Raw genomic sequence first — 16,899 nt, forward strand, 5'->3', positions numbered from 1 at the left:
TCCCGGAGGCAACCTCGATGCGTCCGCATACGACTGGCACCCGCTCCGCCGGGGTGACTAGATTCGGACGCATCGGCCGCCGGCCCGGCGGGGCGATACCCAGCCGGAGGGACCCGCCGAACATGACGCCCCGTGACGCCCCTCGCCTGACGATCGCCACCATCGCGACCGACACCCCGATGGGAGCCCAGGCGTACCAGGAGCAGGTCGCCGGCCGCGCGGCATCCGCCCTCTCGGCCGTGGACGAGCGCGACTGGCGCTACCGGCGGCTCGTGCTCCGATCGCTGCGCTCCGGCCTCGCCGGCAACCGGCGGCTGCCCCTCGGCCGCATCGCCCGTGCTTCGGCGTCGCAGCGGCGCGCCGTCGGACGCCTGCTCTACGCCGGCGACTCAGTCGTGCATCGGATGGCGCTCGAGCTGCCGCCCGCCCCGCACGCCGACGTCATCACGGTGCACGACGTCGTGGCGTGGCGCTTCCCCGACGAGTCGGCCCCGGTGCCTGCGGCGATCGAGGAGGCCCGCCGTGCCGCCGCCGTCATCTGCGTATCCGAGTTCAGCGCACGCGAGGCGGTCGAGCTGCTCGGCATCCGCGAACCCCACGTCGTGCACAACGGCGTCGACACGAGGTTCTTCGACGCGGCACCGCTCGACTCCGCGGCGAAGCACGCCCACGGGCTGCCCGAGCGCTACGTGCTGCACGCAGGCGGCGCCACCCGACGCAAGAACCTCGAGGCCCTCGCCGAGGCCTGGCCCCTCGTCCACCGGGAGCGGCCCGAGCTCGAGCTCGTGCTCGCCGGGCCCGCCCATCCGCGGCGCACCGCGCTCTTCGACGGGATGCCCGGGACGCGCCTCGTGGGCAGGCTGCCCGACGCCGTGATGCCCGGCCTCGTCGCCGGCGCGGAGGTCGTGGTCGTCCCGTCGCTCTACGAGGGCTTCGGCCTGCCAGCGCTCGAGGCCATGGCCGCGAACGTCCCCGTCGTCGCGGCCGCGACGAGCTCGCTGCCCGAGGTCGTCGGCGACGCCGGCATCCTCGTCGAGCCGACCGGTCCGGCGATCGCCGCCGGCCTGCTGGATGCCACGGGCGGGTCGCGGCTCGACGCGATGATCGACGCAGGTCGAGCCCGCGCGGGCGAGTTCACCTGGGAACGCTGCGCCGAGGCGCACGCCCGCGTCTGGGCGTCGCTGGCCTGAGCCGGCAACCCTCGGGCCCGTGCTCCCGCCGCGTCGCCGCTACCCGCGGCCGGCGAGCACGCCGACGGCACCGAAGGGGAAGCGCGGCAACCCCGGGACGACGTCGCCCAGCCGCGCGATGGAGCGCTCGAGGTCGTCGGACGCTCGCTCGACGGTCTCCCGCGGGGCGACGCCCGCCGCGTCGAGCATGCCCCGGAGTCCGGCCGCCTCGTCGAACGGCGCGAACCGCGTGGACCCCGGGGTGATCACCGATTCGTAGTCGTGGAACTTGAACGGCCCACCGCTGAGCGCTGGCTCGAGCATCGTCCAGGTCGCCGGGATCCCGTACGCGTCCGCGGTCACGAGTCCGTGCAACGAGGTCGTGACGACCGCGTCGGCGGCGGCGATCTCGCGCACGACCCGCGCCGCCGGCTGGTGCACGTCGACGACGTGGACTCGCAGCCCCGCGGCATCCGCCATCGACATGAACGGCTCGTGCTTCCGGTGATGCCCGTGCGGCACGAGCGCGACGTCCCAGCGCACGCGCGCGCGGTCGACGCGACGCGAGACGAGGATGCCCGGGTCGCCGAGCGCGACGTCGTCGGGTGCGCCGATCAGCTCGCGCGTGAGGTGGCCGCGCACTGCCAGCACCTTCGCATGAGGCAGCGGGTGCCGACGCCCGTACATCAGTCCGCTGCCCCACACGGCGCCCGCGAAGTCCCCGGGCAGGAACTCGAGGATGCTGCCGACGCCGGACAGGCGTGCCCGGCCCGCCACGCGGTGCACCGGCGCCACGCCGTACGCGGGCAGCAGCCACGGCGTGAGGTCGTCGCCGAAGTTCGGGTGGCCGTCCCACCAGGTCGCGGGCACGACGACGCCCCCGCGCCACATCGCCGGGTGCGTCGCCGCTGCGGCGAGCCGGCGCAGTTGGCGAACGCGCCGGCGCACGGGGTTCGTGTACGTCACCGGGCCGCCCCCTTCATCGCCCCCGGGCCGTCTCGGCGCCCATCGGCGATCGCCTCGTACCGGTCCTCGTACGCGCGGGCGACCCGTGCCCACGTGAACTCCGGCACCCGCTGCCGTCCTGCGGCGACCAGCGCGGCGCGCAGCCGCTCATCGCCGACGACGCGGACGATCGCCGCGCGCAGCGCCGCGCCGTCCAGCGGATCGACCAGGATGCCGTCCACGCCGTCCCTGACGAAGCCGGGTGCCCCGCCGCGGTCGGTCATGACGAGCGGTGCGCCGCTCCGCCAGGCCTCGAGGGCGACGATGCCGAACGCCTCCATCCGGCTCGGCACGACGACCGAGAGCGCACCGGCCATCGCGTCCGCGACCGCGGCCGGGGCGAGGCGGCCCGCGAACTCGACGCGCTCCGCGGGGCCGCGATCGGCGACGAGCGCCTCGAGAACGCCCTGCTCCGGGCCGTCGCCGACGACCACCAGCCGGACGTCGGCGTCGAGGTCGATGCCGTCCATGGCCTCGACGAGCAGGTCGAAGCCCTTCACCCGACCGAGCCTGCCCACCGCGAGCACGTAGCGCCCGTCGAACGGGCTGCGGTCGGCATCGCCGACCAGCGACAGGTCGACGCCATTGGGCACCACTTCCCCGTCGACGAGCCCGAAGTCGCTGCGCAGCTCATCGAGCACGAACGACGACGGCGCCGTCACGGCCGACGCCCGGCGCAGCGCACGGCGCAGCGCGGTCCGCAGGACGGCGGAACGCTGGAACACGGCGTGGTCGTCGGCCACCGTCTCGCCGTGCGAGGTGACGACGAGCGGCAGGCGGAACCGTCGGCTGAGCGCGAGGGCGTAGACGCCGTTGGGTCCGAAGCAGTGGACGTGGATCACGCTCGGCCGGAAGTCGCGGGTCGCCCGCCGCCAGCGCCGCCACGCATCGGGAAGGGCACGAAGGAATCGCCCCACCCCGCCGATCGACCCCGAGGGCAGCGGCGTCGGCAGGTAGCGCACGGTCACGCCCTCGACATCCCGCACGACGGGTCCCGTGCCCCGGTCGACGGACCAGACCTCGACCGCGCAGCCGTTCGACTGCAGCTCGTGCGCGACCTGGCGCACGTGCTCCTCGACGCCGCCGACATGGGGCGCATACGACGAGCTCACGAGGGCGACCCGCGGGCGACGAGCGACGGTTGCCGCGCGTGGCGCGCCGTCGGACTGCGGTCCGGTCACGCGTCAGTCGCGAGCGCCGCGCTCGTCGGCCGGCGGCTCCGTCACGAGCTCGGCGTCCTTCGCGGCGTTCCGCTTGTGCCCGCGCCGCTTCGGTGTCGCCTTCGGCGTCTCGCCCGCGCCCTCCTCGGGCTGGGCCTCCGGGCCGGACGACGACGTGTAGTCGCGCCGGTACTCGTACGAGTAGGTCGCGGCATCGGCGCCCCGGATCGGCGCCTTGTTCAGGACGATGCCGAGCGCTCGACCGCGCGCCTTGCGGAGGGTGTCGAGCGCCTTGTCGAGGAGGTCGTAGGTGGTCTTGCCGAGCGTCACGACGACGAGCGCACCGTCGGCCTGGTGGGCCAGCACCGCGCCGTCGGTGACGGGCAGGAGCGGGGGGGCATCGATGATCACCGTCGCGTGCTTCGTGAGGTCGGCGATGAGGGTGTGCATGCGCTCGGAGCCCAGCACCTCGCTGGGGTTCGGGGGCACGCTGCCCGCGGCCAGCACGAGGAGGTTGTTCGACTTCGGCGTGCGCTGCAGCACCTCGGACAGCGCAGCACGGCCGGCCAGGACGTCGCTGAGTCCGGCACCGCTCGGCAGGCCCATCGTCTTCGCGACCATCGAACGGCGCAGGTCGCCGTCGACGAGCACGACCGTCGTACCGGCGGCGGCGAGCGTCAGCGCGAGGTTGCAGGCGATGGTCGACTTGCCGTCGCCGGGGAGCGGGCTGGTGACCACGATCGTCTTCGGCGGGTGGTCGACGTCCATGAACTGCAGGTTCGTGCGCAACGAACGGAGCGACTCGGAGACCGCGAAGGTGCCCGACCTGCCGGTGCGGTTCGCCGCGGACGTGTCGACCAGCCGCTCACCCGAGTCGAACCCGGCGACCCACGGGATGGTGCCGACGACGGCCACGCCGGTCTTGGACTCGGTGTCCTCGGCGGAGCGGATGCGGCGGTCGGCGGCCGTGCGGATCATCGCGAAGGCGACGCCGAAGCCGAGGCCGAGCACGCCGCCCACGATCAACGCGGTCTGGACGTCCGGGAAGGCGGGACTGGAGGGCAGCGAGGCCGATTCGCGGGTGACGACCTGGACGGGCGCCGCACCGGTCGGGCTGCTCTCGATCTCGACCTCCTCGACGACCGTGCCGAGCGACGTGAGCCACGCCTCGGCCAATCGCCGCGCATCCTCGGCTGTCGACGCCTCCGCGGTCACGCTGAGGATGACCGTGCCGCTGGGGTTGTCGACGGTGACGCGCTGGATCAGGGCCTCCGGCGTGGTGGTGAGCTCGAGGTCGTCGATGACGCCCTGTGCGACGTCGGTCCACCCGGCCATCACCAGGTACGACGGGACGCGCGAGCGCGCGACGCTGTCACCGAGCGACGCATTGACGACGTCGCCCTCGCCGGTCGACTGCACGATGCCGCTCGTGCTCGCGACGTACACGGGCGTCTGGAGCACCGTCCAGCCGTACCCGGCGCCGACGCCGACGAGCGTCAGCAGGACGATCGCCACCCAGTGCCGGCGCAGCCCGCGGAGGTAGTCGCGCAGTTCCATGGACACCTCCGGGTCGTGCCACCGATTCCATCCGCGGTGCGGTGAACCATGAGCGAGTAGGGTCCATGGTATGTCAACCGCCTTCGACGTGCGTGTCCTCGACTCCGTGGTCCGCGTGGACTTCGACGCCTCGGTGCCCGACGACGTCCGTGACCGGATCCGCGGCCACTGGATCGACCTCGTGGAGGACCGGGCCGAACCGACGATCACACTGACCGCCAACATGGGCAACGGCAGGCTGTCGAACGACCCGGAGCACCGCGTCGTCTCCGCGCATTCGGCGGAGCAGCTCGCCTCGCGGATCGTCTCCGAGGCGACGCTCGCCGGCATCGCCGGCCTCAGCGGCTCGGCCCTGATGCTGCACGCAGGAGCGGTCGCGCTCGACGACGGGCGCGTGATCGCGCTCGTCGGCCCCTCGGGTCGCGGAAAGACGACCGCCTCGCGCGCACTCGGGCGCCACTTCGGCTACGTGACCGACGAGACGCTCGCCGTGTATCCCGACGGCGAGGTCGTCCCGTACCGCAAGCCGCTCTCGATCGGCACGGACCCCGATGCGAAGACGCCGCTCCCCGCATCCGCGGAAGGCCTGCTCGGCCTGCCCGACGCACCGCTCGTCCTCGGCGCGATCGTCGTGCTCGACCGGCGCGACGACGTCGAGGCGCCCTACGTCGAGACCGTCCCGGTGCTCGAGGCGCTCGAGGAGCTCGTGCCGCAGACGAGCTTCCTCGCGTCGCTGCCCAACCCGATTCGGACGCTGATCTCGACGATCGTGTCCACGGGCGGGGTGCGACGACTGGTGTACTCCGAGGCGGAGACCCTCGCCGGCCTCATCGACGAGGTCCTCGCCGCGGGCACGGACGAGTCGCCCCACCTGGTCGACGTCGGCGTCTCCACGAACGACTGCGACTGCGGCGCCAAGCTCGGCGAGGAGGAGGTCGTCGTCGAGGCCGCCCCGGGCACCGTCTACCGACGCGGCCAGTACCGCGATGCGCTCAGCGTCGACGATGCCCTCGTCGTGTTCCGCACCAACCTGGTGACCGTGCTCGACGGACTCGGCCCGGTCCTCTGGTTCGCCGCCTCCGATTCGACCGCGGCGGAGCTCACCCAGGCGGCGCTGCGCGAGATGCCGGCGCCGCCGGCGAACATCGACCCGTCGACGGTGGTCGACGCGACGCTCGACGAGCTGGTCGCCGCAGACCTGCTCGTGCGCGCCTAGCGGCCGCCGCGCGAGACCGGTCCGGAGAGGGCCCGCCCCGGCGGGCCCAGCGCCTCCGCCTCATCGCGACGTTGCTCACGGTCCATCGCGCCGAGGCAGATCCCCGCGATGACGAACGGGATGGAGACCTGCGCGGCCACCCAGAACAGGTCGAACTGGGCCTGCACCAGGCGTGAGAGCACCGCGGCGACGGCCAGCGTGCCGAAGCGCGGATCGATGTGCCACAGCACCAGCAGGATGCCGATCCACATCACGGCGAAGGCCAGGAGGCCGACGATGCCGGCGCTGGCGAGCACCTCGAGCTCGCCCTGCGGAGGTTGGTAGCCGAGGCTCCCGGGCTGGTACCAGTACCTCAGCCCGTGGCCGAACAGCGGCGCCTCACGCCAGAAGAGGTAGACCTCCCGGAACCAGTCCAGGCGCTGGAACACCGAGTTGTGCTCGTTCTGCGACTGGACCTGCTCCGCGACCATCGAGATGATCAACCACGCCGCGGGCACCAGGAGGAGCAGGATCAGGATGCGCGAGCGTCGCGACGTGCTCCGGCGGATCACCGCGATCATCACCGCGGCCATCAGCCCGATCAGGGCCTGCCGCGACTGGGACGCCACGACCGCGGCGACGCAGAGCCAGAACGCCAGCCTCGACCACCCCTTGGTCCAGCCGACCCAGTCCGGGTTCAGGTAGGCCACGACCGCCGCGAAGGCGCAGACCGTTCCGACGAAGTTCTTGTGCATCGGGATCGGCCACGCGGGCGCTGCCGGTCCGAGGTTGCCCACCGCGTACTGCGAGAGCGCCTGGATCAGGGTGATGCCCGCCAGGATGCAGGCGGTGAACACGATCAGCGAGAGCGCGAGGCGGGCGTACCCCGCCGCGCCGAGGGCCCACCCGACGATCAGGGCACCGGAGACCAGCATCCAGGCGTGCACCCACTCGATGGTGTTCGCGAGGTAGGGGTTCGCGAGCACGGTGAGCAGCGTGGCGAACTGGTAGACGAGGTTCAGCATGAGCAGCCGTCGGAGCGGCACGCTGTACGGCCTCTGCCCGAGGAGGAGCGCCGTGCCGAACGCCGCGGCGAGCGCGGCATCCGACACCGACAGGTCGCCGCCGCCGATGCCGATCCGCTGCGGGATCATCAGGCCCGGGACGGCGAAGAGGGCGATCGCGAGCGGCTTGGACCCGGTGAGCGATGCGGCGACGACGAGCGCGGCGAGCACCACGGCCAGCACGGCCCCGCCCTGGGCGCCGCGATCGAGCAGGAGGTAGACGACCACGACCGCGCCGAACGCCATGACGACCCAGCGCCATGCGCCCGCCCACCATTCGGCGATCCGGAGATGCCGGATCGCCCGGCGCTCCTTGGTCGAACTCATGGCCCCGGTCCTTCGGTGAGATTCGCTCCAGTATCGCAGGCGCCCCCGCTCGTCGTGGACGGCACCGTACGCCCGGCCCGGCATCGCCGCTAGCATGACCGCGTGCAGGATCGAGAGGCGGATGCCGCGGCGCCGACGTTCGCGCTGGTCGTGCCCACGCACCAGCGGCCCGACTTCGTACGCCAGGCGGTCGCGAGCGCCATGCGGCAGCGCCGCCCGTTCGACCAGGTGATCGTGGTGGCGGACGGGCTCGACGACCCCGCGGGCGACGCCCTGCGCGACCTGCCGGTCGAGTTCCGGCCGATCGAGAAGGCCGGGGTCGCGGCGGCCCGGAACGCGGGGGTCGCGGCCGCTCGGACGGACTGGGTCTGCTTCCTCGACGACGACGACCTCCTGCACCCCGAGTACCTGGCGCGCATCGAGGCCGAGGTGATCGCCTCGCCGGAGATCGGCGCCATGAACGCGGCCTACTGGAGCTTCGCCGCCGAGGCCGGTCCCGACGACGAGTTCTCCGCGGACACGCTCGACGACTGCCTCGAGGCGATCCGGACGGCCGTGCCGACGAGGGACCTGTCGTACCTCGAGATCGAGGGACGCAGCTTCGACCTTCTGCTCGAGCGCATGCGGGGGTCGATGAGCACGACGGCCGTCCGCCGCGACCTGCTGCTGCGAGCCGGCGCGTTCCCGCACGGCATGGTCACCGCGCAGGACTGGGTCATGTACGTCAACGTCGCCCGGCTCACCGAGTGGCGGCTCATCCGCGACCGCCTCGCCTTCTTCCGCGACCTGCCGAACTCGATCACGCGCACCGGGTCGCCGCTCAAGGGACTCACCGCGCTGCGCGCCATCCGGTCGTTCTGGCAGCCCACCGACCTCCCGACGCCGGCTCATCGACCGCTCGACGCCTACCGCACGAACTACCGCTTCGTGCTCGGCTGGGCGCTGCGCGCGTGCCGGCGGGCGAGGGACCTGCGCTCGTACCGGGAAGCGCTCGCGATCGCGCGGGACATCCTTCCCCGTCGGTCCGATCGGGTGCGCGCCGCCGCACCGCGGTGGGTGCAGGCGTCGGTTCGGCGCATCACCGGCGTCGGCGGGCCCCGTCGGGCCTGATCAGGCCGAGGCGTCCGCCGGCGCCCCGAGCGTCGCGCGGAGTTCGCGGCCGAGCGCGTCGTCCCGACGCGGGGGCAGCGGATGCCACGACGCGGACCGCAGTGCCGCGAACCACCCCCAGCCCACCCCGACCACCGTGACCGCGAGCCGCTTCAGTCGAGCGCCGAGGCCGCCCGCCCGCCCGATCGCCCGGAACTGCACCCGCACCCACCTGCGCAGCATCGGCGATCGGATGCCGTCGTAGCGGGCGAGCAGCACCATGTGGTTGCGTCGGCCGTAGAGCTTGTAGCGGGTGTCGAACCGCGCACCGCGCACGTGGGGTGCGGGCAGGTGGTCCACCGCGGCATCGGGCGCGAAGACCGCCCGGCCGCCGAGGGCGCGGATGCGCAGGAAGATGTCCGTGTCCTCGCGGAGCGCCGTGCCGGGGTAGTCGTCGCGGAAGCCGCCGAGGTCCGCGAGCACCGAGCGGCGGAACGACATGTTCGCGCCGATGCCGTGGTCGACGGCCTGCGGTGCGTCCGGCGACGAGGCGAAGCCGTCGGTCAGGGTGCCGTCCTCGAGCAGGCGGCCGATCGGCTTCGCGTAGTGCTCCTCGCCGGGGAGGCCGTTGCACGTGCGGCCGGAGACGGCTGCCACCGCCGGATCGGCGAACGCGTCGAGCAGGGCGCGCTCCCACCCGGGTCGGAGCACGACGTCGTCGTCGAGGAAGCTCACGATCGCGCCGTGCACGTGCCGGAGCGCCTCGTTGCGCGAGCGCGTCATCCACCCGGCGAGCTGCGGCGCATGCACGTACACGACCGGGTGGTCGAACTCGTCGGCGATGTCGCGGCGGTCCTCCGCCGAGGCATCCACCACGACGATCTCGGTCTCCGGCGCGAGGCCCCGGGCCAGCGAGCCCAGGCATCGCCTGAGGAACTCGGGGCGCTCGTAGGTGACGATGCACACGCTCAGCTCGGGTGAGTCGCCCATGGTCTCCCGTTCGTCGGCCGGTACCGGGCCGATTCTATCCACGGGGGTCGCGCCCTATGCTTTCGCCATGGCCCCGGATGACCCTGTCGCGACCCCTGCGCGGCCCCCGGTCCGAGCGGCCTACGTGGTGCTCAGCCATGCCGACCCGGCTCAGGTCGAACGACTGGTGCGCGCCATCCTCGCGTCGAGCCCCGGGGCCTTCGTCCTCGTCGCACACGACGCGCGACGCACCCGCCCCCCGAGCGACGGCGGCGACCCCCGCGTGCGGGTCGTCGAGCACGGCCTCGCCACCGACTGGGGCTCGTGGGAGCTCGTCGAGGCGACACTGCGGTCGTTCGCGATCGTGCGCGACCTCGTGGATCCCGCGCTCGTCGCGCTCGTCTCCGGTCAGGACTACCCCGTGCGCCGGCTCGACGAGTGGGAGGAGGAGGTGCTCGCGGCGGAGACGTGGGTCGGACAGGCCCACGCCATCCGGTACCGCCCACGGTGGGGTCGCCGTCGCGGCGAGGGAGACGACGAGCTCACCCGCTACGCGTACCGCTGGTTCCAGACTCCGCCTGCGCGTCGGCGCGTCCGCGTCGGCGGCCGGCTCGGAGCCGGGCTGCGCCGGGTCCGCGGCGCCGTCGCGCTCCGCCTCGAGCCGCTCGCGAGCGTGCGGGTCGTCACCCGCGGTCGCGGCGTCTTCTGGGGCATCCGCCGACGCACCCCGTTCTCCGCCGAGCACCCCTGCCATCTCGGCAGCCAATGGCTCGCCCTCCCGAGACCGCTGCTCGACGCGCTCCTCGACGAGGATCTCGCGACGGGCTCGAGGCTCCGCCGGTTCTACCGCCGCACGATCATCCCCGACGAGTCGGCGCTCGTCACGCCGCTCTCGTGGCGGTCCGAGCCGGCAGCACTGCCTCCGGTCACGCACGTCACCTGGGACGTCGCGCTCGACCAGCCGACCGTCGTCCGCCTCGACGACCTCGAGGAGCTCGTCGCGTCGGGCTCGGCCTTCTGCCGCAAGGTCGACCCGGCAGCGAGCGCGGAGCTGATGGACGAGCTCGATCGGCGCATCAGGGCGACCACCTGATCGATCCCGGCGATCCGCCCGTCGTCCCGACCTCGGCTAGGTTGGCACGGTGCTCGCCTTCATCACGTCGCTTCGGCATCCGCGCAACAGCGCCGACTACGCCGGCGTGGAGCAGCTCCTCATGGACTCGCTGCGGTCGGTGCTGCGCCAGGAGCACGACGCCTTCAGCGTCTGGGTCGTCGGGAACCGCCGGCCGGAGCGGCTCCCGGATCCGGTCAACTGGGTCGGGGTGGACTTCCCTCCTCCGAGCGACGTGCGAGGCCCCATCACCGGTCGGGACGCGGTCCTCCTCGACAAGGGCACGAAGCTCGCGGTCGGCCTGCTCGCGGCACGAGCGACCGCCCCAGACCACGTGATGCTGTTCGACGCGGACGACATGGTCTCGAACCGGCTCGCGTCCCTGTCGGCAGCCGACCCCGGCGCCGACGGATGGCGCATCGTCGACGGATGGCGGTGGTCGAACGAACGGCGGGCCATCCGGCGTCAGGCCGAGTTCCACCGCCACTGCGGCACCGCGTTCATCGTCCGGCCGGAGCTGTACTCGCTCCCCGAGGGCGTCGGTCCCGACGCCGGGCAGGACGAGCTGCGCGACGCGTTCGGCGAGCGCCTGTTCCGCCACATCGGATCCCACCGCCACCTGAGCCAGGACCTCGCCGCCGCGGGGCGACCGCTCGAACCGATCGGGTTCCCGGCCGCGCTGTACCGGGTCGGCACCGGCGAGAACCATTCGGGCGTGTCCCTCGGCGGCTTCGGCCGGCCCATCGGGCGCGGGGTCGCCGCGGAGTTCGGCGTGCCCCCCACCCGGCTCACGCCGGCCGGCCTGGCACGATCCGTGCTGCCGGGCCGGCGCGCACTGGAGCGCGTCCGGGTGCTCCGTCCGATCCTGACCCGGCTGCCCGGGAGCCGGGGCCCTGCCCCGCGCACCTGAGCGGTCGCGTCAGTCGAGCTCGCCGAGCTCCACGAGCCGCGCGAAGTCCGGGCTGGCCGCGCGGACCTCGTCGAACGTGCCCTCCGCCTCGACGTGCCCGTCCTTCAGGAACACGAGGGTGTCGGAGTGCCGCACGGTCGACAGGCGGTGCGCGACGATGACGATCGTCATCATGCCCTGCAGCGCGCCCAGCGTGTTCGCGATCTCGTGCTCGGTGACGTTGTCCAGCGCGGACGTCGCCTCGTCGAGCACGAGTACGCGCGGCCTCCGGTACAGCGCCCGAGCGAGGCCGATGCGCTGGCGCTGGCCGCCCGAGAGCCGGACACCGCGCTCGCCGACGATCGTGTCCAGGCCGTCCGGCAGGTCGGCGACGAGGTCGTCGAGCTGCGCCATCCGGATCACGTCGCGCACGCGGGCCAGGTCGACCGCGTCGCGCGCGACGCCGAACGCGATGTTCGTCGTCAGGGTGTCGTTGAGCAGGAAGACGTCCTGCGGCACCACGCCCAGGCCGGAGTACCAGGTGGCGAGGTCATCGGCGATCGATCGGCCGCCGACGAGGACCTCGCCCTCGGTCGGCCCCAGGAGTCCCAGCACGATGTCGAGCAGCGTGCTCTTGCCCGCCCCGCTCGAGCCGACGAACGCCGTCGTGCGGTTCTCACGGATGTCCAGCGTGATGCCGCGGAGCACGTACTCCTCTGAATCGGGGTAGTGGAAGCCGAGTCCCCGGAGCTCGATGTCGCCGGTGAACGACTCGGAGCTGCGCGGGCGTTCGTCGTGCACGCCGCCCGCGGCGAGGTCGTCGACGGCCTTCGAGACGATCTCCAGTCCGGCTCGCCCGGTGCGGATCGTCGCGAGGTTGGCCGCCACCCGGTTGAGGCCGGGGAGGGCGCGGAGGGAGGCCGCGGCGAACACGCCGAGCACGGTGAGCGCTTCAGCGGGAGTCCCGGTGGTGAACAGGATCACCGAGATGCCGAGGATCGCGACGACGAACCCGATCTCGAGCAGGTACCGCGGCGCGTCGGACAGGATGCCCATGACCCTCGAGGCCCGTGCGCGCCGCATCCTGGCCTCGCGGAATCCGTCGATGAACGTGTTGGCGCTCGACGTCAGCCTGGCCTCGCGGAATCCGTCGAGCCCCGGGAGCAGGAACTGCCACGCCTCGAGCCCCGCGGCCGCGAGCTCCTCGCCGATGCGGTACTGCCGGCGTCGGAGCAGCATCTGCACCCCGAACACCAGCACGCCGAACAGGCCGACGGCGAACAGCGTCACCGACACGGAGGTCAGCAGCAGCACCACGATGATGCCGCCGAGCACGACCACGTCGGAGGCGAGGCTCACGACCCCGAGCAGCACGCTGGCGGACTGGCCCGTCGCGTCGTTGATGTTCCGGTAGATCTCGCTGATCCGACGCGATCGGTGGTCGGCGTACGGCGCGAGCGCGTACCGACGCGCGAGCTCGGCCGACGAGAGGGCGGAGATCCGAGTCGTGCGTCCGAGCAGCGACCACCGGAAGGCGATCGCTCCGACGCTCTTCACGAGGAACACGAGGGTGATGAACGCCGCGACCACCGGGATGAGGGTCGAGAGCTCCTCGGTGCCGAGGGCGCCTGAGATCCACTGGACGAACCAGTTGGAGGTGTCGCCGGTGAAGAGCTGCGTCAGGGGGACCATCGCAGCGACGCCGATCGTGTCGAGCGCGGCCAGTGCCAGGGACGCACCCACCGTGCTGAACACCCAGCGCTTCGGGTCGGCGCCGGCCATGTCGAGCATCATGCGCAGCTGAGACGTCAGGCTCCGCTCGCGAGCGATTCGTGCCATTCGGTTCCCTCCGCACCTCGCCCTCGGGTGGGAGCGGGCGGGCCTCCCGGAATCATAGCCGCGCCTCGGAGCCGGGCGCCGCTCGGGTGGGTCAGGACACCTCGCGGACCAGCAGGCCGCGCTCGACGAGGTCGCCGACGAAGCCCTCGACGTGCGCCCGGATCTCCTCGGGGTCGACCGCGGTCAACTCGGCGACGCGCTCGACGAGCGTGGTCGCGGGGCCGTCGCAGGCTTCGAGGAGGATCAGTCCCGCGACGCCGGACAGCACGGCGATCGGACCACCGGGGAGCGTCGCCACGTAGACGACGTCCTCGTGCTCGACGACGCCCGCGGCATCCGCCAGCCGATAGCCGGCCATCAGCGCACCACCCTTCGCGGCCCGAACCTGCGGTAGAGCGAACGGACGCCCTCGCCGACTCCGCTGAGCGGACGCCGCAGGAACTCGACGGCGATGTCCCAGCGCGACGGCGTGCGCCCGAGGCGGTGCGCGAGGTGCTCGACGTTCACCCGCGGAGCGCGCGCGACGAGACGCAGGCGATCGCGGGCGCTGGGCGCGGCCCTGATGCGAGCCCACCACTCGGCCGCACGCGAACCGCCCTCGGACACCACCTTCCAGAGCGGGTACTCGCGATCGTCCCGGAATCGCTCGAGGCCGCCCGCCGCCGCCGCGAACGCGACCTCGGCGTGCAGGCGTCCCACGAGCTCCGTGATCTCCTCCCGGCGCTCGTCGTCCGCGTCGCTCCACACGGTGAGCACGTCGGCGCGATCGCCCTTCGCGGAGCGCGCCGCGTTGAGCACGAGGATGACCGCCTGCGCCGCCGGGCTCGGCACGCGGCACGAGGTCCCGGCGAGCTCGATCCGATGCAGGTCCTCCCACAGCAGCTCGAACGCGCGCTCCGGCTCGAGCCGGATGCCCGGGAAGTACCGGTGGATGTCGAGGTAGCCCCAGGACTCGTGGAGGTACGTCTGCGCGTGGCCGAACGGCGAGCCGTGCTCGAACGTGCTGTAGAGGGTCCAGCCGCCCGCTCGGAGGGCCCGGTCGATCGCGGCGACGTGGGCCGGACGGACGAGCACGTCGACGTCGCTGCCGGCGTACCCGGTCGGCCGCAGTTCGGGATCGACCGCGACCCCCTTGATGTGGAGGACGTCGAGCCCGGCGGTGTTGGCGACCTGCTGCACCGCTGCGTGCCCGAATCGCAGGCGCACCGGAAGCGGCACCGTCACCTCGGATTCGCTCACGCTCGCCGCACCGCCTCGTCGATCAGGCTACTGAGCCGGTCGACGTGGGCATCGCGCCGGAACGCGAGTCCCCATTCCCGGACGTCGGAGGGATCCGCGGTCCGGGCGACGCGGATCGCCTCCGCGAGGTCGGCCACCGTGGCGGATGCCGCGTGCGCGCCGCTCACCCCGGGCCGGACCGTCTCGAGGTACCCGCCCGCCGCGACCGTGGCCGCAGGCGTGCCCTCGAGCGCGGCCTCGAGCACCGTGAGCCCGAAGTCCTCGCGGCCGGCGCCGACCACCACCGCGGCATGTCGGTACACCCAGCAGAGCTCGTCGTCGCTCACGCGACCGAGTCCGTGAACGCCCGCACCCGGGTCGTCGAGGGACTCGGATCCGGCCCCGACGACGGCGATCGCGAGGCCCGCCTCACGCGCGGCGTCGACGGCGAGCGGAACGTTCTTGTAGCCGCGATCGCGTGCGACGACCACCGCGAACGCGTCGGGGAGGTCGCGTGCGGGCGGCGTCGAGCGGTCCGAGACCGGCTGCACCGGCGGGTGCACGACCGTCGACTCGAGGCCGTACGCCGACCGGATCCGCTCGCGGGTGACCTCCGAGTTGGCGACGATCGCCGCGGCGCGCGCCATCGCCTCGCGGTCGCCGGAACGCAGGATCGGCGTGCTGACCGTCAACCCGGCGCGACGCACCGCGCTCAGCCGCATCCGGTAGTCGTCGGCCGCGTAGAGCCAGCGGGCCGGGCTGTGCACGTAGACGACGTGCGGGATCTCGAAGCGGAACCGATGCGCCCACCCGCTCGACGAGACGAGTGCGACGTCGCCTCCGGCGACCGTGGTGCGCGCCGCGATCGCCGGCAGCGCCGGGAGCATCCGCTCGACCTGACCGGCGAGGCCGGCGGGAATGGAGGCGCGAACGTCGACCCGGCGGAAGGCGTCGAAGGTCGTCTCCGGGCGATACGCGAGGGTGACGACGCGCTTCGAGCCGAACCCCTCGACCCAGTCGGCGACGACGCGCTCGGCGCCGCCGACCTGCACGAGGTAGTCGTGCGCGAGGACGAGGTCGGTCACGTTCGGTCCCTCCGCGAGCGCACGAGGCGCGCCGCACTCCGCACGGTCGACCGGGCTGCGCGGCGCGCGGCCCTCACGCTCGCCCGACCGCGGGCCGCCGCGCGCCACGCCCTCGGAATCCCCACGCGCTCGTCGTACAGCTGCACGGCCCCGCGCGTGCTCGGCTGCGATCTCGGCTCGAGCATCCGATCGAGTGCCTCGCGGAGGAACTCCTCCCGCCATCGCGGATCGTCCGGGACGTCGAAGACGCTCCGGTAGTGGTCGAGGGCCCCGAGCAGGTCGAGCGTCAGGATCGTCCGCCGGCACTTCCAGCACGTCGAGCAGTTCGTGCCGTCGACCGATTCTGTGCAGACGTCGAGCCGGCCGTAGGAGTGCGGCACCTGCGCGACGAGCGCGGTCTTCTGCGCCCGATCCAGGTCGGCCCCCGATGGACGGAGGGACAGCGCTCCGGCCGACAGCGCCGGAAGCAGCACCGGATCGGCGTACGAGAGGTCGTACATCGCCGTCGTCGAGACCTCCTCGTACGGCACCGAGGATGCGTACAGGAAGAGGCGGACGCCGCTGGCGAGGAGGTGGGCGACGGCGGCGTTGCGCATCGTGTGGGTCTGCTGGAAGCCGAGCCCCGACGCCGAGTACAGGTCGTCGAGGTTCGAGTCCACGTCGAAGAGTGGCAGGCCCATCGTGGCCGCTCCGGCGCGGATCGGTTCCAGGCGACGTCGGTAGAGCTCTCGCCCGCGGTCGCCCCGACCATGCGAACCGACGTTGTTGTAGAGGAGGTGCGTGACGCGCAGCGAGTCCGGCGTGTCGGGCGCGAAGTGGTGTCGGGCCAGTGCGGCGTACGAGTCCACCCCGGCGGAGTACGCGGTGACGACCGCCTGCCCCGCCGCGCCGATCGGACGCGCGGCGTCGCGCGCGTCGATGGCGATGCCCGAGAGCTCCGGCCGCACGCCCCGCAGTATCACCGGGACGTCGTGCCCGAGGTTCCAGACGAGCTCGTCCGTGACCGTGCCCTCGACGACGAGGTCGCGCCGCTGCCGCATCGCGGGCATGAGCAGCGCCAGCACCGCGGCATCCGCCCTGGGATTCACGAACCCCGACGCCGACTCCGGCAGGGAGAACCAGAGGCGTTCGACGCCCTCGACGCCGTGGAGACCGACCTCGTAGGTGATCCGGCCGCCGCCGGCCCCCACGACCGGCGTCCCGATGACGATCGTCATCCGCG

The 16,899-nt window shown here is 72.9% G+C and carries 15 protein-coding genes; 5 read left to right on the forward strand and 10 right to left on the reverse strand.

Features of this window, described 5'->3' with window-relative positions; translation table 11 throughout:
• Positions 1-122 precede the first annotated feature (122 nt).
• Positions 123-1,190, forward strand: coding sequence for a glycosyltransferase family 4 protein (locus tag GJR97_RS08040; protein ID WP_154345962.1), 1,068 nt, complete (start codon positions 123-125; stop codon positions 1,188-1,190).
• A 39-nt stretch (positions 1,191-1,229) separates the two neighbouring features.
• Here the strand turns inward: GJR97_RS08040 and GJR97_RS18720 are convergent, their stop codons facing one another.
• From GJR97_RS18720 to GJR97_RS08055, 3 genes are all read right to left on the reverse strand, one after another.
• The gene (locus GJR97_RS18720) at positions 1,230-2,135 is read right to left on the reverse strand and encodes a polysaccharide pyruvyl transferase family protein (protein ID WP_154345963.1); all 906 of its coding nucleotides are present in this window, start codon (positions 2,133-2,135) and stop codon (positions 1,230-1,232) included.
• A complete protein-coding gene (locus GJR97_RS18725) occupies positions 2,132-3,286 on the reverse strand; it encodes a glycosyltransferase family 4 protein (protein WP_154345964.1) in 1,155 nt (384 codons plus the stop codon). The genes GJR97_RS18720 and GJR97_RS18725 overlap by 4 nt, the downstream gene beginning before the upstream one ends.
• Before the next feature lie 72 nt (positions 3,287-3,358).
• On the reverse strand, positions 3,359-4,891 hold the full coding sequence (locus GJR97_RS08055) for a polysaccharide biosynthesis tyrosine autokinase (protein WP_195760638.1): 1,533 nt from the start codon (positions 4,889-4,891) through the stop codon (positions 3,359-3,361).
• A 70-nt stretch (positions 4,892-4,961) separates the two neighbouring features.
• On the opposite strand from GJR97_RS08055, the gene GJR97_RS08060 reads away from it, so the two are divergent.
• Positions 4,962-6,107 (forward strand): P-loop NTPase family protein, encoded by a 1,146-nt coding sequence (locus tag GJR97_RS08060; RefSeq protein ID WP_195760639.1) that lies wholly within the window; start codon positions 4,962-4,964, stop codon positions 6,105-6,107.
• Here the strand turns inward: GJR97_RS08060 and GJR97_RS08065 are convergent.
• The gene (locus GJR97_RS08065) at positions 6,104-7,477 is read right to left on the reverse strand and encodes an O-antigen ligase family protein (protein ID WP_154345967.1); all 1,374 of its coding nucleotides are present in this window, start codon (positions 7,475-7,477) and stop codon (positions 6,104-6,106) included. The two genes, GJR97_RS08060 and GJR97_RS08065, sit on opposite strands and share 4 nt — an antisense overlap.
• 102 nt (positions 7,478-7,579) lie before the next feature.
• Here GJR97_RS08065 and GJR97_RS08070 point away from each other — a divergent pair, with 102 nt between their 5' ends.
• Entirely contained in the window at positions 7,580-8,587 is a 1,008-nt protein-coding gene (locus tag GJR97_RS08070) for a glycosyltransferase family 2 protein (RefSeq protein ID WP_154345968.1), read from the forward strand.
• Here GJR97_RS08070 and GJR97_RS08075 read toward each other — a convergent pair whose 3' ends face one another.
• Positions 8,588-9,556, reverse strand: coding sequence for a glycosyltransferase family 2 protein (locus GJR97_RS08075; protein WP_154345969.1), 969 nt, complete (start codon positions 9,554-9,556; stop codon positions 8,588-8,590). It lies immediately after the preceding gene.
• 67 nt (positions 9,557-9,623) lie between these two features.
• On the opposite strand from GJR97_RS08075, the gene GJR97_RS08080 reads away from it, so the two are divergent.
• Complete coding sequence (locus GJR97_RS08080) at positions 9,624-10,628, forward strand: hypothetical protein (protein WP_154345970.1); 1,005 nt, start codon at positions 9,624-9,626, stop codon at positions 10,626-10,628.
• 49 nt (positions 10,629-10,677) lie between these two features.
• Positions 10,678-11,556: a glycosyltransferase family 2 protein gene (locus tag GJR97_RS08085; RefSeq protein ID WP_154345971.1), complete on the forward strand. Its 879-nt coding sequence runs from the start codon at positions 10,678-10,680 to the stop codon at positions 11,554-11,556.
• 9 nt (positions 11,557-11,565) lie between these two features.
• Here GJR97_RS08085 and GJR97_RS08090 read toward each other — a convergent pair whose 3' ends face one another.
• The 5 genes from GJR97_RS08090 to GJR97_RS17855 form a co-directional block, all read right to left on the reverse strand.
• The gene (locus GJR97_RS08090; protein ID WP_154345972.1) at positions 11,566-13,374 is read right to left on the reverse strand and encodes an ABC transporter ATP-binding protein; all 1,809 of its coding nucleotides are present in this window, start codon (positions 13,372-13,374) and stop codon (positions 11,566-11,568) included.
• A 91-nt stretch (positions 13,375-13,465) separates the two neighbouring features.
• Positions 13,466-13,732 carry a PqqD family protein gene (locus GJR97_RS08095; protein ID WP_154345973.1) on the reverse strand — a complete coding sequence of 89 codons (267 nt, stop codon included), beginning with the start codon at positions 13,730-13,732 and terminating at the stop codon, positions 13,466-13,468.
• Positions 13,732-14,613, reverse strand: a complete 882-nt coding sequence (locus GJR97_RS08100) for a nucleotidyltransferase family protein (RefSeq protein WP_154345974.1) — start codon at positions 14,611-14,613, stop codon at positions 13,732-13,734. Before GJR97_RS08100 ends, GJR97_RS08095 begins: the two co-directional genes overlap by 1 nt.
• Positions 14,610-15,677, reverse strand: coding sequence for a glycosyltransferase (locus tag GJR97_RS08105; RefSeq protein ID WP_195760640.1), 1,068 nt, complete (start codon positions 15,675-15,677; stop codon positions 14,610-14,612). The genes GJR97_RS08100 and GJR97_RS08105 overlap by 4 nt, the downstream gene beginning before the upstream one ends.
• Positions 15,674-16,894, reverse strand: a complete 1,221-nt coding sequence (locus GJR97_RS17855) for a hypothetical protein (RefSeq protein WP_195760641.1) — start codon at positions 16,892-16,894, stop codon at positions 15,674-15,676. The genes GJR97_RS08105 and GJR97_RS17855 overlap by 4 nt, the downstream gene beginning before the upstream one ends.
• Positions 16,895-16,899: the final 5 nt, after the last annotated feature.

The sequence above is a fragment of the Agromyces kandeliae genome, from assembly GCF_009674665.1.
Lineage (GTDB): Bacteria > Actinomycetota > Actinomycetes > Actinomycetales > Microbacteriaceae > Agromyces > Agromyces kandeliae.

What these genes read in the sequence shown, in the direction of transcription:
- GJR97_RS08095 (WP_154345973.1), bottom strand. Translation starts at nt 13,732, where the DNA reads ATGGCCGGCTATCGGCTGGCGGATGCCGCGGGCGTCGTCGAGCACGAG.
- GJR97_RS08075 (WP_154345969.1), bottom strand. Translation starts at nt 9,556, where the DNA reads ATGGGCGACTCACCCGAGCTGAGCGTGTGCATCGTCACCTACGAGCGC.
- GJR97_RS08080 (WP_154345970.1), top strand. Translation starts at nt 9,624, where the DNA reads ATGGCCCCGGATGACCCTGTCGCGACCCCTGCGCGGCCCCCGGTCCGA.
- GJR97_RS08065 (WP_154345967.1), bottom strand. Translation starts at nt 7,477, where the DNA reads ATGAGTTCGACCAAGGAGCGCCGGGCGATCCGGCATCTCCGGATCGCC.
- GJR97_RS08060 (WP_195760639.1), top strand. Translation starts at nt 4,962, where the DNA reads ATGTCAACCGCCTTCGACGTGCGTGTCCTCGACTCCGTGGTCCGCGTG.
- GJR97_RS08040 (WP_154345962.1), top strand. Translation starts at nt 123, where the DNA reads ATGACGCCCCGTGACGCCCCTCGCCTGACGATCGCCACCATCGCGACC.
- GJR97_RS08090 (WP_154345972.1), bottom strand. Translation starts at nt 13,374, where the DNA reads ATGGCACGAATCGCTCGCGAGCGGAGCCTGACGTCTCAGCTGCGCATG.
- GJR97_RS17855 (WP_195760641.1), bottom strand. Translation starts at nt 16,894, where the DNA reads ATGACGATCGTCATCGGGACGCCGGTCGTGGGGGCCGGCGGCGGCCGG.
- GJR97_RS08055 (WP_195760638.1), bottom strand. Translation starts at nt 4,891, where the DNA reads ATGGAACTGCGCGACTACCTCCGCGGGCTGCGCCGGCACTGGGTGGCG.